Annotated in this window: 14 protein-coding genes; 10 read left to right on the forward strand and 4 right to left on the reverse strand. The window is 46.2% G+C overall.

Translation table 11 applies throughout. From position 1 onward, the window contains the following. Positions 1 to 10 precede the first annotated feature (10 nt). The 4 genes from Q7C19_RS13325 (at position 11) to Q7C19_RS13340 (ending at position 5595) form a co-directional block, all read left to right on the forward strand. The gene (locus Q7C19_RS13325) at positions 11 to 781 is read left to right on the forward strand and encodes a pyrroline-5-carboxylate reductase family protein (protein WP_035412024.1); all 771 of its coding nucleotides are present in this window, start codon (positions 11 to 13) and stop codon (positions 779 to 781) included. Between the two features lie 170 nt (positions 782 to 951). Next, positions 952 to 1509: a TetR/AcrR family transcriptional regulator gene (locus Q7C19_RS13330; RefSeq protein WP_375092315.1), complete on the forward strand. Its 558-nt coding sequence runs from the start codon at positions 952 to 954 to the stop codon at positions 1507 to 1509. A 14-nt stretch (positions 1510 to 1523) separates the two neighbouring features. Then, positions 1524 to 4721 carry an efflux RND transporter permease subunit gene (locus tag Q7C19_RS13335; protein WP_375092316.1) on the forward strand — a complete coding sequence of 1066 codons (3198 nt, stop codon included), beginning with the start codon at positions 1524 to 1526 and terminating at the stop codon, positions 4719 to 4721. Between the two features lie 220 nt (positions 4722 to 4941). Then, on the forward strand, positions 4942 to 5595 hold the full coding sequence (locus tag Q7C19_RS13340) for a C40 family peptidase (RefSeq protein WP_035412031.1): 654 nt from the start codon (positions 4942 to 4944) through the stop codon (positions 5593 to 5595). 54 nt (positions 5596 to 5649) lie between these two features. Here the strand turns inward: Q7C19_RS13340 and Q7C19_RS13345 are convergent, their stop codons facing one another. Together Q7C19_RS13345 and Q7C19_RS13350 are read right to left on the reverse strand one after the other, a co-directional pair. Next, on the reverse strand, positions 5650 to 6603 hold the full coding sequence (locus Q7C19_RS13345) for a LacI family DNA-binding transcriptional regulator (RefSeq protein ID WP_035412034.1): 954 nt from the start codon (positions 6601 to 6603) through the stop codon (positions 5650 to 5652). A 14-nt stretch (positions 6604 to 6617) separates the two neighbouring features. Next, entirely contained in the window at positions 6618 to 6878 is a 261-nt protein-coding gene (locus Q7C19_RS13350) for a hypothetical protein (RefSeq protein ID WP_035412036.1), read from the reverse strand. A gap of 171 nt (positions 6879 to 7049) precedes the next feature. Between Q7C19_RS13350 and Q7C19_RS13355 the strand changes: the two genes are divergently transcribed. Further along, positions 7050 to 7508 (forward strand): MarR family winged helix-turn-helix transcriptional regulator, encoded by a 459-nt coding sequence (locus Q7C19_RS13355; RefSeq protein ID WP_035412039.1) that lies wholly within the window; start codon positions 7050 to 7052, stop codon positions 7506 to 7508. A 144-nt stretch (positions 7509 to 7652) separates the two neighbouring features. Then, positions 7653 to 8285, forward strand: coding sequence for an NAD(P)H-dependent oxidoreductase (locus Q7C19_RS13360; RefSeq protein ID WP_023469709.1), 633 nt, complete (start codon positions 7653 to 7655; stop codon positions 8283 to 8285). Positions 8286 to 8341: 56 nt separating this feature from the next. On the opposite strand, the gene Q7C19_RS13365 is transcribed toward Q7C19_RS13360, so the two are convergent. After that, positions 8342 to 9067 carry a WecB/TagA/CpsF family glycosyltransferase gene (locus tag Q7C19_RS13365; RefSeq protein ID WP_035412042.1) on the reverse strand — a complete coding sequence of 242 codons (726 nt, stop codon included), beginning with the start codon at positions 9065 to 9067 and terminating at the stop codon, positions 8342 to 8344. 80 nt (positions 9068 to 9147) lie between these two features. Here Q7C19_RS13365 and ung point away from each other — a divergent pair, with 80 nt between their 5' ends. Beyond that, positions 9148 to 9807 carry a uracil-DNA glycosylase gene (ung, locus tag Q7C19_RS13370; protein ID WP_290774380.1) on the forward strand — a complete coding sequence of 220 codons (660 nt, stop codon included), beginning with the start codon at positions 9148 to 9150 and terminating at the stop codon, positions 9805 to 9807. A gap of 51 nt (positions 9808 to 9858) precedes the next feature. On the opposite strand, the gene Q7C19_RS13375 is transcribed toward ung, so the two are convergent. Then, complete coding sequence (locus Q7C19_RS13375) at positions 9859 to 10689, reverse strand: Cof-type HAD-IIB family hydrolase (protein ID WP_290755363.1); 831 nt, start codon at positions 10687 to 10689, stop codon at positions 9859 to 9861. Positions 10690 to 10828: 139 nt separating this feature from the next. On the opposite strand from Q7C19_RS13375, the gene Q7C19_RS13380 reads away from it, so the two are divergent. Genes Q7C19_RS13380 through Q7C19_RS13390 form a run of 3 tightly spaced genes read left to right on the forward strand, consistent with a single transcriptional unit; the run spans position 10829 to position 14168 of the window. Further along, positions 10829 to 12073 carry a hypothetical protein gene (locus Q7C19_RS13380; RefSeq protein WP_308102287.1) on the forward strand — a complete coding sequence of 415 codons (1245 nt, stop codon included), beginning with the start codon at positions 10829 to 10831 and terminating at the stop codon, positions 12071 to 12073. Between the two features lie 20 nt (positions 12074 to 12093). Continuing rightward, positions 12094 to 12786: a response regulator transcription factor gene (locus Q7C19_RS13385; protein ID WP_035412051.1), complete on the forward strand. Its 693-nt coding sequence runs from the start codon at positions 12094 to 12096 to the stop codon at positions 12784 to 12786. Positions 12787 to 12809: 23 nt separating this feature from the next. Then, positions 12810 to 14168, forward strand: a complete 1359-nt coding sequence (locus Q7C19_RS13390) for a sensor histidine kinase (protein ID WP_368916083.1) — start codon at positions 12810 to 12812, stop codon at positions 14166 to 14168. Positions 14169 to 14223 lie beyond the last annotated feature (55 nt).

Below are 14223 nucleotides of genomic sequence, written 5' to 3' on the forward strand. Positions count from 1 at the left end.
AGGATAGACGATGAAACTATTAGTAGTAGGAGCAGGTGCGATGAGTGAGGCGCTCGTTCAAGGGTGGGTCGCTTCTGGATTTAAGCGTGAGGACATTACGATGACGAATCGCAGTGGTGGAGCACGCTTGACGGAAGTCGCGGCGCGACACGGCATTCAAACGGTCGAGCAAGAAGATGTCTCCTTATATGATGTCGTCATGCTTGGCATGCAACCCGATGGTGTACTTGCCTACGTAGCAAACCAACAATGGACGCATCAAACGATCGTTTCGATTGCGGCTCACATTACACCGGACGAAATCGAACGGTTAACAGAACGTCCGACAGTTGCTGTCATGCCGAATACACCCGTTGCCCATCGATTAGGAATGACTGGACTATGGTTCGGCTCACGCGTGAACGAAGAGATCCGAAGTGTAGTCGAGGCATTATTTGAACGTGTCGGAGAAATCGCGGAGGCAAATGAAACAACGATGCCAGCGTTCATGGCGGCAGCTGGATGTAGTCCAGCATTCTTCTATGAAATCGTAGCTGGTATGGTACCAGTTTTGACGGATGCCGGTTTTGAAGAGGGAAATGCACGTCGAATCGTTGCTCAAGCGATGAAAGGTTCAGCTGAAATTCTCATGCGTTCTAATGAGAGCACAGATCGTCTCATTGCTGACGTTGCAGCACCTGGTGGACCGACGGATCGTGGTGTCCAAGTGTTACGGGAGCGTCACCTGTTCGAAACGATGCAAGCGGCGCTACGAGAGAGTGCACGTGAAGCAAACGAATAATCCACTTCAGAACGCTTACGTATAATAAAATGCGTAAGCGTTTTTTTCGTTCACGAAAGTTTCACGTGAAACATAAGCAAAGCGATTGCATCTCGAAATGAGAATCCGTACACTATAAAAAGAAACCGTCCAGACGGTACAGTAAAATAGATAGGAAAAGGGGGAGGCTTTTGGCTAGTGCAAAAGCACAAGAGACACGTCGCCGGATTCTTGAAGCAACGACAGCGATCATATTGCAACAAGGCTTTACTCAGCTAACGCTCGATGAAGTCGCGAAACAGGCAAATGTCTCGAAAGGTGGACTATTGTATCATTTTGCTTCGAAAGAAGCGTTGCTGATGGGAGTCATCGAAGCGCAAGAAGCACGTCAATTTGAACTGTACGAACAGCATCAGTTGACGATGGGACCGATGGAAGCGTTCGTGACGTTGCAAATCCAGCAGCAAGAGGAATTCCACCTCGACATGGATGCGCTTCTTTACTTATTGTCCTTGTTAAAGGATCACGCGACGTTCGTCGAGGAACGAAAGCGACAAGTTGAGCATTTCTTCCGCCAACTGACAGAACAGATGGATCCGGTTGAGGTGTTATCGATTCGTTTTACATTAGACGGTTTGAAAATGTCGGAGCATTTTCAGTTCGGTGCACCTTCTCCGACTATCCGACAACGATTGATTCAGCAATTAATAGAACGTGCACGACAATTAGACAAGCAAATTGAAGAGTGAAGGAGAACCATACGATGAAAAAGATCATCCAGTTTTCGGTGAACAATAAGTTTGCCCTCTGGCTTATGACGATCATCATCACGGTTGCCGGTATTTATGCGGGAACATCGATGAAGCTTGAGACATTGCCAGACATCACGACACCAACCGTGTCCGTGACGACAATTTATCCGGGTGCTACACCAGAACAGGTTTTAGATGAAGTCAGTCGAGAACTTGAAAGTAAGGTCGAAAATTTACCAGGTGTCGATACTGTACGTTCGACGTCCTTCCAAAATGCATCGAACTTACAAATTGACTACAACTTCAGTACAGACATGGAAGAAGCAGAGCAAAAGGTAAAAGAAGCTCTTTCAAACGTAGAACTACCAGAAGGTGTCCAAGAGCCACAAGTATCACGGATTTCCTTTGATGCATTTCCAGTCATCGGATTCGCTGTCTCAGACAAGGAACGCTCTCTGTCTGAGTTGACGAAACTCGTCGAAAACGAACTTCAACCGAAGCTTGAGGGAATCGAAGGTGCTCAAACGGTTCAAGTTGCAGGTCAAGAAATTCGTCGAATTGAGATTCAATTTGATGAGAAAAAACTCGAACGTTACGGTTTAACAGAAGAGAATGCGAAACAATTAATTCAAGCTAATGATTCACGTTTAGCGCTTGGTTTGTACGAGCTAGGAGATAAAGAACAGGCAGTTGTACTAGATGGAAAAGCAACGACGGTCAAAGAATTAAAAGATCTTCGTCTTCCATATACACCGCCAGCAGCGAATACTCCTGAAGCAGGGCAAGCAGGGCAAGCAGGGCAAGCAGGGCAAGCAGGGCAAGCAGGGCAAGCACCATCAGCAACAGGAGAGGCAGCATCCCGAACGACACCGTCGACAGGTGCTACGTCGGGACAAGCAACTCAAGCACCAACACAAGTACCAACTGTCACGTTGTCGCAAGTCGCGACGATTGAAGACAAAGGGATTGAAGAATCGATTTCTCGTTCGAATGGCGAAAGATCGATTGGTGTTCAAGTGACGAAATCGCAGGACGCAAATACGGTTGATGTCGTCAATGGCGTCAAGCAGACGATTAAAGACTTTGAAAAAGAAAACGGAACGGTCAATGCATCTGTGACACTTGATCAAGGGAAACCAATCGAGGAATCCGTTTCAACGATGATTAGTAAGGCACTGATTGGTGCATTATTTGCCATCGTCATCATTTTGCTGTTCCTTCGAAACATCAAATCAACGATCATCGCAGTCATTTCGATTCCACTATCTCTTCTGATGGCGATTCTTGTGCTGAAGCAGATGGATATTTCTTTAAATATCATGACGCTTGGGGCAATGACGGTCGCAATCGGTCGAGTCGTTGATGATTCCATCGTCGTCATCGAAAATATTTACCGCCGTTTGACGGATCCGACAGAAAAGTTAAAAGGAAAAGAACTGATCATCAGTGCAACACGAGAAGTATTCATTCCAATCGCATCGTCAACGGTCGTTACAATTGCTGTATTCTTACCACTCGGATTTGTTACGGGATTCGTCGGAGAACTCTTCTTACCGTTCGCATTGACAGTCGTCTTTGCACTATTTGCGTCCTTGATCGTAGCGGTCACGGTCGTTCCGATGTTTGCGGACTCGCTCTTTAAGCGCGGTAAGGCACCAAAACCAGAAAAAGAAGAGGGCGGTAAGCTTGCGAACGGTTATCGTCGTATGCTGAATTGGTCGTTGAACCATAAATTCATCGTTTTTGGACTATCCGTCCTACTATTGATCGGAAGTTTTGCACTTGTACCAACAATTGGTGTCAACTTCTTGAATCAAGAAGGAGAAAAAACACTGTATGTCACGTACAATCCAAAACCAGGACAAACGTTGGATGATTCGTTAAAAGCAGCTGATCAAGCAGAAGATTATTTCAACAAACAAAAAAATATCGACAATCTTCAGTTTACCGTCGGTGGAGAAAATCCATTGAACCCAGGGAATACAAAACAAGGTGTCTTTATCGTCCAGTATGATCCAGACACAGAAGATTTCGCAGATGTTAAACAGACAGCAATCAAGCAGTTGAATGCCGACATTCCGACAGGAGAATGGAAAGAGCAAGACTTTAGTGGTGGAGCTGCGTCGTCAGGTGTCTCGTACTCGATCTTCGCGAATAACATTGAAGATTTAGAAAAAGTTACACCGAAATTCGTCGATGCGATCGAAGGCGAAACGAAATATGTTCGAAAAGTAACGACAGATTTAAAAGAAGCTTATACGCAGTATACGTTCGAAGTCGATCAGCAAAAAGCGGCTGAGTTCGGTGTTTCAACAGCACAACTCGCACAAGGTATCGCGAATGTCCAAGGTGAGGAAAAACCACTTTCTACTATTAAGGTGGATGGGAAGGAACTCGATGTCATCGTTCCAAACGAACAAACGACATATGATTCGATACGAGACTTGGAAGAGACAGATGTCGTGACACCACTTGGTGTTCGTAAACTGTCCGATTTTGTTGAAGTGAAAAAAGGAACGACACCTGACTCACTCAACGAACGCGATGGAAAACTCGTTGCTACTGTGACAGCAGAACTGAAAACGGATAAAGCAACAGAAGCTTCTCAAGCGATTGAAAAATCCGTCAAGAATATCGATCGTCCAACGGGTGTCTCATATGAGCAAGGCGGAGTTACTGAACAGATCCAAGAATCATTCACACAACTCGGTCTAGCAATGGCAGCAGCTGTAGCCATCGTCTATCTCGTCCTTGTCATTACGTTCGGAGGAGCATTGACGCCACTCGTCATCTTGTTCTCACTTCCATTCGCAATCATCGGTGGGCTCGTTGCACTTCTGATTACAGGCGAGACGATTTCTGTATCGTCCTTAATCGGTGCCTTGATGTTGATTGGGATCGTCGTGACAAATGCGATCGTCTTGATCGACCGTGTCATTCATAAAGAAGCAGAAGGTTTATCGACGCGTCAAGCACTACTCGATGCAGCAGGTACACGTTTACGTCCAATCTTGATGACAGCCCTTGCGACGATCGGTGCCCTTGCACCACTCGCCCTTGGACTCGAAGGTGGCGCATTAATTTCAAAAGGATTAGGCGTGACGGTCATCGGTGGACTTACAAGTTCGACATTGTTGACACTTCTTATCGTTCCAATCGTGTACGAATTCTTAGCACGTTTCCGAAAAAAGAAGTCAATTGATTCTTGAAAAAACGATTAAATCACTAAAACGGACAGATATGCAGAAATGGCGAGAATAAGCCATTCAGCATATCTGTTTTTTTTGTTTTGTTACAAAAGTATTACAAGAAAGAATTCGCGTTAAATAACTGTAACATGATGAAAATCTGGAACGTGATAGGATAAAAACAGAAATTATCTGACAATTCAAGTGCATATTATACTCATACATAAGAGGAGAATGATCGATGAAAACTGTCACTCGCGTTTTGCTAACCTTAACGTTACTAATCAGTAGCTGGACACTCGTTCCGTCATCAACACAAGCCGCAACGAGTAAGAAAGTCACGATCTCCGTGGATGTGTTAAATATCCGAGCGAAAGCGACAGCATCGAGTAAGCGAGTCGGTCAATTGAAACTTGGACAGTCCGTGGCAGTGAGCGGAAAAGTGAAAGATTGGTACCAAATTCGTCATCAAGGAAAAACAGCGTATATCGCTTCGATGTATACGAAAGCATACAATGCAAAAGCAACAAAAGGATTGAGCAAAACAGGGTCAACAATCGTATCGGTAGCGGAAGGTCTTAAAGGACGCCCTTATGTTTTTGGCGCGACGGGTCCAGTTAGCTTTGATTGCTCTGGATTTACACGTTACGTCTATCAAGCACTAGGAAAATCACTTCCGCGCACAGCAGCTGCTCAGTATTCATCGACGAAACGTACAGCTCCTGGTGCCGGGGATCTCGTCTTCTTTACACACGGTAGTGGCATTCAGCACGTTGGGATCGCTGTCGATGGGAGTACGATGATCAATGCGAACTCGTATTATGGAAGAGTTGTCAAAGAATCATTCCGTGGCGGCTACTGGGGATCACGGTATGTAGCAGCAGGGGCACTTTAAACGAAATGAAGCGACGAATTCAAATCGATGAACTCGTCGCTTTTTTATATGGATTCAGGTATAAGGAAGAACGGTCGTTCCAGCAATGAATGTTGACGGTACTTCGATTTGCGGACGAATATTCATATCGTTTCGAACTGTTAGCTGAAAAGCATGTCGTCCGATCGTAGCATATGGAATCGCGATCGTCGTCATCGATAAGACTTCAGCGAGTTCACTTCCATCAAAGCCAATGACAGAGAGATCTCCCGGGACCTGATAGCCTTGTTTTCGTAGTTCCAAGATCAGTCCCGCGGCAACGTGATCACTGGCAGTCAAGATGGCGCTCGGTCGTTGTTTCTGTTGCATCCAGCGCCTTGCGACGTTCGCACCATCTTCGATCGTCAATGTCTGTTCGTAGACGAACGCGTCACTGACAACTTCTTGATACGCATGTTTACGCGCCAAACTATTCGTACTGTCGGGGCGCCAGAGACAAATACCAATGCTTGTATGTCCTTGTTGTCGTAGATGTGCAAGTCCCTGTTGAAAGGCCGTATAGTGATCGATATAGACAGCAGCGACGTCTTCGTGGTGTTCACAAAAGACAATCGGTCCATAGCGTTCGTACGGTAAAATCGCTGATAACGGAAGGCTGTGCGACACGACGATGAGTGCGTCGATCTCCTGTTGCGCTAGCGCATCAAGAGCGAGTTGCTCATGCGTTTCCACATAATTCGTTTGCCACGTCAAGAAACGATAACTGGCGTCAAAAGCCGCTTGTGCGATGCCTTGGAGAATGGCGGCGTGATATGGATGATCAACGAATGGGAGCATGACACCGACCGTCTTCGTCATGCCCGTCGAAAGATGGACAGCGGTTTGATTACGGATATAGCCAAGTTTTACTATCGCTTCTCGGACAGCTTGTCGCTTCTCGTTCGCCACGTATGGGTGATCATTTAGTACACGTGAGACTGTCGTGACGGACACGTTTGCTTCACGTGCCAAGTCTCGGATGTTCGTCATCGCGCATCCCTCCTTTAGGTCTGGCGAGATAATCGTTGTTCAAGTCGGCGCCAATCCTGTCGGGAGACGGGAGCCGAGAATGGAGATGTCTGTTCAGCCAATTCATTGATTTTTGAGAGCAGTCGTGTTTTTTCTTGAGGAGACAAATCAGGATATTGATCAACCAACGTGTGTTGACACAAATAATAGCCTGCTGGTGTGTGCAATTGTTCAATCGCCCATTCAAAAGCAACATTCCGCTTGAATAGCTGGGTTAACCGAGTATGGATCGACATGATGATTACCTCCTTTTTAGTGTATATCAAGACGATAGGGTATGAAACGCGTTTCACGGCAAGAACTATTTTTGAGCAATGGATTGATTGAGAAAATTCAGCAAGAATTGACCGAGTAGACAAAGAAGTCTATGATTGTGACGATACAACACAAAGAGGGGCGAACGTAAAATGGAATCGACAGACTCGAAGCTGGCATTAAAAATGCTCGTTGTTCTATCTCGGACGATGCATGCGGTGACGGAGCAAGTAAAGGCAGACATCAAAACACATCAGTTGAATTTATCGGAATTCGGAGTCCTGGAATTGCTTTACCACAAAGGGGATACGCCTTTACAACAGATTGGCGATAAAATTCTGTTAACGAGCGGCAGTGTGACGTATGTCGTCGATAAACTCGAAAAGCGTGGATTGATTGCGCGAAAATCATGTGCGACGGATCGTCGTGTCACGTTTGGAACATTAACGGAAGCTGGACGCGAACTGATGGAAGAGACATTCCCGAAGCATGAAGCCTTTTTAGCAGACTTGTTCAAGGATTTGTCAGTGTCGGAAAAGGAACAGTTGATTGATCAATTGAAACGAATCGGTTTACGAGCCGAACATTATACGCCGCTCGAAAATGCATAAGGATTAGCACTCATATGATGGAAAAGGCTCAAGTCACGGACTTGAGCTTTTTTCTACAATCAGAAGTCAAACTAATTGACAAACGAAAAGGTGGTTGGTATGTTTAGTTACAGAATTTACTTTAAATAAAAGGGAGAAATAATAATGACTAAATTACTTTATGTAACTGTTAACCCAAAAGCTACAGAACACTCTTTCAGCCTTCAAGTCGGTGAAGCATTCCTCGAAAGCTACAAAGCAGCGAATCCTTCAGCTGAAGTAGAAGTTCTTGACCTATATAACGAAACAGTCCAAGAAATCGACACAGACGTGTTAAGCGCATGGGGCAAATTCGCAACAGGCGAAGAATTAACAGAAGTGGAGATCGCAAAAGTTGGTACGATGACAAAACATCTCGAACAATACATGGAAGCAGATGAGTATGTCTTCGTCACACCAATGTGGAACTTCTCTTTCCCAGCACGTCTCAAAATGTACATCGACAGCGTACTTCTTGCAGGTAAAACATTCGCTTACACTGCAGAAGGTCCTAAAGGTTTGATGGAAGGCAAAAAAGCACTCCACATCCAAGCGACAGGTGGCGTGTACACAGGATCTGGTCTTAACTTCGGTGATGACTACCTCCGTCAAGCACTTGCTTTCACTGGTGTAACAGACTACGATGCCCTCTTCATCGAAGGTATGGCGATGAACCCAGAAAAAGCAGAAGAAATCAAAGAAGCAGCAATCGCAAAAGCGAAAGAACTCGGTCGTTCATTCTCGACTGTCAACGCATAAGATAAGCGTAAAAAAGGCTCCCGCCGTGTCGGGAGCCTTTTTGTATTTGTATTGAGTTAAGAGAGCGTTGATTTTTTGCGAAGCACAAGCGTCAGGAAGAGCAACAAATCTTTTAATTTCTCAAAGCCGCGGGGATGCGTCGAGATACGATAGAGCCACTCTAGCTTGAGGCGACGGAATAATTTTGGAGCACGCTTACTATGTCCGGACCAGACATCGAATGCACCACCGACACCGATGAAGATGCCGTGATCGACTTGATCATAAACAGAAGCGATCCATTCCTCCTGTTTTGGCGCACCGAGTGCGACGAGGATAAGATCAGCTTGTGCTTCTGCGATCGCTTGCGTTGCTTCCTCTGTCTTTCCAAAACCGTGAAACGTTCCGACGAAGCGGATGTTCGGAAAACGAATCGATAACTGATGGATCAACGATTTCATAACTTCCGGGCGTCCACCAAGCAAAAAGACACGCTTCTTCAGTGCATCTGCCGTCCGCAATAGTTCACGTGCCGTCTCGATCCCTGGCAATGTCGCAGTGAGGGGCGCTCCCATTCGTTTACTGGCAGCGGTCACACCAATTCCATCTGGTGTGATAAACGTCGCCTGCCGTAAAATGGCTTCGTAAGAAGGTTCGCGCAATGCACGCAACACGAGCTCAGGATTCGCCGTGACAAGAAAGGCTTTTCCGCGGTCGTGTAAGATTGTTTTAATATGGGTATACCATTGCGAAGGTGTCGCATCGACGAATGGTAGTCCAAATAATTGTTTTGTCTGAATCATAGTTTCCCACCTCATCATCCATCATAGCAGAATCAAGACGTACGAACAGCGACTTGAGACTGAAAAAGGAGCGGATCCATGTGCATCCATCTTGGCAAACGGTGTTAAAAGAAGAAAAGGAAAAACCTTATTTTCAGGAATTGTGGGCTTTTTTGAAGGAAGCCTATCAAACGACGACCGTCTATCCTCCGAAAGAGCGGATCTTTCATGCGTTTGATGCGGTCGCACCGGAAGACGTCCGGTGCGTCATTTTAGGACAAGATCCCTACCATGGTCCAGGACAAGCGAACGGACTCAGCTTTTCTGTCCATGACGGAGTTCCGATCCCGCCGTCCCTTCGAAACATGTATAAGGAACTCGTCGCGGATATCGGTTGTCCGGCTCCTACATCCGGAAATCTCGAAGCTTGGTCACGACAAGGTGTCTTTTTACTGAATACGTCGCTCACGGTTGAAGAAGGAAAAGCGGGATCGCATGCTAAAAAAGGCTGGGCATCATTCACGGATCGGGTCATTGAAGTCCTAGGAACACAGACACAACCGATCGTGTTCATCCTATGGGGAAATCACGCGAAGAGTAAAAAGGTGCTGATTGATACGAATCGTCATCTTGTTCTCGAAGCCGTTCATCCAAGTCCCTTATCAGCGAGCCGAGGATTTTTCGGTAGCAAACCTTATTCGCAAACGAATGCTTGGCTGAAAGAGCAGGGAAGAGAGCCAATTGACTGGTGTTTATCGTAAATCAAAAGCGTGTGTTCCGTTGAATGCGGAACACACGCTTTTTTGAGTTACTTAGTGACTTGAGATAGTCGGTTCTTCATCCATCATGAACTTTTCGACGACGAGGGCGACACCATCTTCATCGTTCGAAGCAGTCATATACTGGGCTTTTTCTTTAACGGTATCGGCTGCATTCGCCATCGCGACGCCAAGACCTGCCCATTCGATCATCGATAGATCGTTGTTGCCGTCTCCACAAGCAATGACTTCTTCCTGAGCGATACCAAGCTTCTCAGACAGTAAGGCAAGGCTTGTGCCTTTTGTGACACCGTCTTCCGTGAATTCAAGGAAAAATGGCTTTGAGCGAGCAACCGCGAGTTCCCCTGCAAGCTCTTGTTGAAGCGTCTGCTCGACCCGCGCGAGGTGTGTCTCTTCTGCCATCATTAAACACTTGACGACAGGTGTTTGAATCGCTGTTTTAAAATCAGCGACGGGAATGACGTCCATACCAGTCAATTGTCCTTCGAGTGTCGTATACTCGTTCGGTTGTTCTGTCAGAATCTCATGTCCGACATACGTGTGAATGTAGACATCCTCCCGTTTACTTACATCATAAAGACGATGGACCGTCTCCGGAGAGAGGGTACTGAGGAAAAGTGATTCGTTCGTTTTGCAATCGATGATCGAAGCTCCGTTGAAGCTCAGGATGTAGCTTCCGTATCGTGCGAGTTCTAGTTCTTCTGCAAGATCAAGCATCGCATATGTCGGACGACCGCTTGCAAGAACGACTTTCTTCCCGCGACGTTGCGCAGCAAGTAAGGCTTCTTTCGTACGTGGTGAAATCGTATGATCACTTGTCAACAAGGTATCATCTAAATCGAGAACAATCATTTTGTACGTCATACATTCAAACCCCTTTCAATTATCTGTATATCGTAACAACTTGTGTCCCATTCGACAATATACTCTCCATTGAGAGAGTATGATAAAGTGGAAACAGAGCCCGTACGGAAAGGATTCCAACTTTATGAAATATCTCTTCATGATCATATCAAGTCTATTATTAGCAGGATGCAGTACGATGTTTCCGCATCCCGCCTCTCTACTCCAACATCCGTCCCTTCCGGCATGGGAGCAGTCGTTGAAAGAGCGGATTGACCGCGATTTGCCGAAACAGGCAGAAATCGTGGCGCCACGAAATCAAGCAGTATCCCGTCTATACGAACTCGTTGATTTAGATCGAAACGGTAAGGATGAGGCGATCACCTTCTACCGTAGTGAGCAGGATGGACGTTTCACGATTCATCTTCTCGTTCATGAACGACAAGGTGAAAAATGGCGACTTGTGACACGGCAGACAGTTGCTGATGGGCGAGCCATCGATCGACTCGAAGTCGTATCTGACGCGCAACATAAACAAAACCATTTAGTCATCGGGATTACCAGTTATGGTGAAAACACGTTATATATCATTGAACAGCTGTTGTCGAAGCAACGAGATGTCACGAAGGTGGATCGGTATGACCGCCTGTCGGTGGATGATTTGAATCAAGATCGCGAGCGAGATATGGTGCTTCTACAAAAGGGAAGTCCATCTCGTTTGATCTATTATAAGGATATCTTGTCGAAAAAGCGTCAAGAGACGACGCTAGCGACAAAAGATGGCGATTTATTCGCAGAACATGATTTATTTGAAGTCGATACGATCAATGCTGCGCGCAATAAAGGCTTGATTGTCTCTTATACACGTGATGCTAAGATGCACATCGCATTATTCCGTTTAGCGAACGATACGTTGGAACAAGTGCGCTTCGGTCAAGTCGATGAGATCGTTGAACCGATGTATACGTTTCCGAAGGATGTCGATCAAGACGGAATCGTCGAGTTCGGTCATCAATATACGCCGGGCGGTAGTGAAGGGCGTGAAGGTGAGCCGAAGCCACGTATCACCGCGTACTACACATGGAATGGATCGGACAATCCGCCATTTCTTGAGAGTGGATTCGAACTACGGGAAGAGCAGTACATTGATCAGGAATACAATTTCGTTATGCGTTTCCCGGCCAATTGGGCGACACGGGAAACGATCGAAAAACGTGAAAATCGCGTTCGTTTCATCAATCGGGATACGAAGCAGGTTGATTTTGAATTAGAGATCATTCCAAAGAATCAATACATTGCTAGTGACCAAAAACGAAAAATTAAAGAGGGCATCGATTATGTCTATGTGATCGATGCGACGAAGGATTATGAAATGTTCGTCAATCGTGTCACACTCGTGGAATAAAGAATCAGGGGGAGAAAAGAATGACCAAAATACTAGTAGCCGAGGATGAACACGCGATTCGCAGTTTCATCGTCATCAATTTGAAACGGGCAGGCTATGACGTCATTGAAGCGGAAAACGGAAAAGAGGCACTCGCGCAATTTGATCAACAAACCTTTGATATTCTGTTACTGGATATCATGATGCCGGAAGTCGATGGTTTCGCTGTCTGTGAACAGGCGCGGGCGAAGGATGAAGTGGTCGGGATCATCATGCTGACGGCACGGACGCGAGAAGAAGATAAAGTCATGGGACTAAGCGTAGGGGCGGATGACTACATCGCGAAGCCGTTCAGTCCAGCAGAATTACTCGCACGTATCCAGTCGCTCCTGCGACGGGTAGAGACATTACGCCGCAGAAAACAGCCGCGTGAACTTGTTTCTGGACCGTTCCGAATTGATTTAGGAGCGAAGCGTGTCCAAAAAGACGGCATTGACGTCGAAGTGACGCCGACTGAATATGATTTACTTTGTCATTTCATTAAAAATGAGGATCAAGTCATGTCGCGAGATGAACTACTCGATGCGGTATGGGGCGAGAACTATTTCGGCGATCGAAAGACAGTCGATGTCAACATTCGCCGTCTTCGTCAAAAAATCGAAGAAAATCCAGCGGAACCGAAGTTCATCGAGACACTGTGGGGACATGGATACAAGTGGCGTAACGAAGAATGAAGCGCCAGATATTAATGCGATTCATGACGATCATCACGGTGACGGTCCTACTTGTCATCGGGATTCTCTCATTCGTGACCTATAACTACTATTACGTGACGGCGACGGATGTCTTGAAACGTCATGCGAATGCGAGTGCGGTGTTGTTTGCAAATAGTGGTCTCGCTTATGATTACACGGATTCAGAAGCGACGATTCATGATGTACTCGATTCTTATGCCTATCCAGATGCAGAAATCGAAGTGTTGGATGCGACAGGCATTCCGCGTTATTCCTCGACAGGGTTCATTTCGCAACGTAAATTGACGCGAGAGGCAGTCAATCAAGTAAGAGCGGGTCAAACCGTCACGAAACGATATGACGATGAGGCGACGGGAGAGCATTTGCTGGAAGTGACGGAACCTGTCGTGTCATTCGGTCAGACGACGGGAGCGCTCCGTTATACGACATCGCTTGAACGAATCGACCGACGTGTGATTGAAATTTGTTTAGCAATCGTCCTCTTGGGTACAGTAGTTTGGGGACTTGCCTTCATTTATTCCTCACGTCTGGTGTCTTCGATCGTTCGACCTATCCAAGAGGTAATCGGTGCGTCGGACCAAATCGCGAAACAACATTACGACGTTAAGGTGAACGAGGAGTATTCGTTCGAACTTGGAGAACTAGCACGGACGATCAATTATATGGGGCAACAGATCAAACAACAGGAAACATTGAAAGATGAATTCATTTCGGGTATCTCCCATGAGTTACGGACACCGTTGACATCGATCAAAGGCTGGAGTGAGACGTTACTCGTCGAACAGGATCAGTTGCCGGAAGAGGCGTCGCTTGGGATGGGCATCATTCATTCAGAGACGGAGCGTTTGATTTCGCTCGTTGAACAGTTACTCGATTTCTCAAAACTCGAGACGAGTCGTCTCGTCCTATACCGTCAGGAAGTCAACTTAACGGAAATCATCGAGACCGTCGCAGCGCAACTACGTCAAAAGCTGGAAGAGAAAAATGTTCAGATTGTGCAAAAGTTACCGGCGCAAGTCATTGGTCTATACGACGAAAACCGATTGAAACAAGTCTTCTTGAACCTGCTTGATAATGCAATCCGTTTTTCACCAATTGGAGGAGCGATTACGGTTCGACTCGTTCGTTCCGAGCGTGTGTTATTCCTTTCTTTCAGTGACGAAGGACCTGGTATTCCGAAAGAACACCTACGTCATGTCACGGAAAAGTTTTATCAAGTGCAAAAAGGAAAGGGCGGAACGGGACTCGGGCTATCGATTTGTCGAGAGCTTGTTGAAGCACATGAAGGCAAGCTATTCATCGACAATCAGCCAGAAGGCGGCGTCATCGCGACGATTCTGCTCCCTGTCACGAAAGCGTAAACACTCAGACAGGCAGAGTGAAACAGAAACTGGTAAAGTAAAGTGGATTATAGTA

It is taken from the genome of Exiguobacterium sp. PHA03 (assembly GCF_041945985.1).
GTDB lineage: Bacteria > Bacillota > Bacilli > Exiguobacteriales > Exiguobacteriaceae > Exiguobacterium_A.

Coding starts and splice junctions, on each gene's coding strand:
- Q7C19_RS13325 (WP_035412024.1), top strand. CDS start 11: ATGAAACTATTAGTAGTAGGAGCAGGTGCGATGAGTGAGGCGCTCGTT.
- Q7C19_RS13335 (WP_375092316.1), top strand. CDS start 1,524: ATGAAAAAGATCATCCAGTTTTCGGTGAACAATAAGTTTGCCCTCTGG.
- Q7C19_RS13340 (WP_035412031.1), top strand. CDS start 4,942: ATGAAAACTGTCACTCGCGTTTTGCTAACCTTAACGTTACTAATCAGT.
- Q7C19_RS13345 (WP_035412034.1), bottom strand. CDS start 6,603: ATGACGAACATCCGAGACTTGGCACGTGAAGCAAACGTGTCCGTCACG.
- Q7C19_RS13350 (WP_035412036.1), bottom strand. CDS start 6,878: ATGTCGATCCATACTCGGTTAACCCAGCTATTCAAGCGGAATGTTGCT.
- Q7C19_RS13355 (WP_035412039.1), top strand. CDS start 7,050: ATGGAATCGACAGACTCGAAGCTGGCATTAAAAATGCTCGTTGTTCTA.
- Q7C19_RS13360 (WP_023469709.1), top strand. CDS start 7,653: ATGACTAAATTACTTTATGTAACTGTTAACCCAAAAGCTACAGAACAC.
- Q7C19_RS13365 (WP_035412042.1), bottom strand. CDS start 9,067: ATGATTCAGACAAAACAATTATTTGGACTACCATTCGTCGATGCGACA.
- Q7C19_RS13375 (WP_290755363.1), bottom strand. CDS start 10,689: ATGACGTACAAAATGATTGTTCTCGATTTAGATGATACCTTGTTGACA.
- Q7C19_RS13380 (WP_308102287.1), top strand. CDS start 10,829: ATGATCATATCAAGTCTATTATTAGCAGGATGCAGTACGATGTTTCCG.
- Q7C19_RS13385 (WP_035412051.1), top strand. CDS start 12,094: ATGACCAAAATACTAGTAGCCGAGGATGAACACGCGATTCGCAGTTTC.
- Q7C19_RS13390 (WP_368916083.1), top strand. CDS start 12,810: ATGACGATCATCACGGTGACGGTCCTACTTGTCATCGGGATTCTCTCA.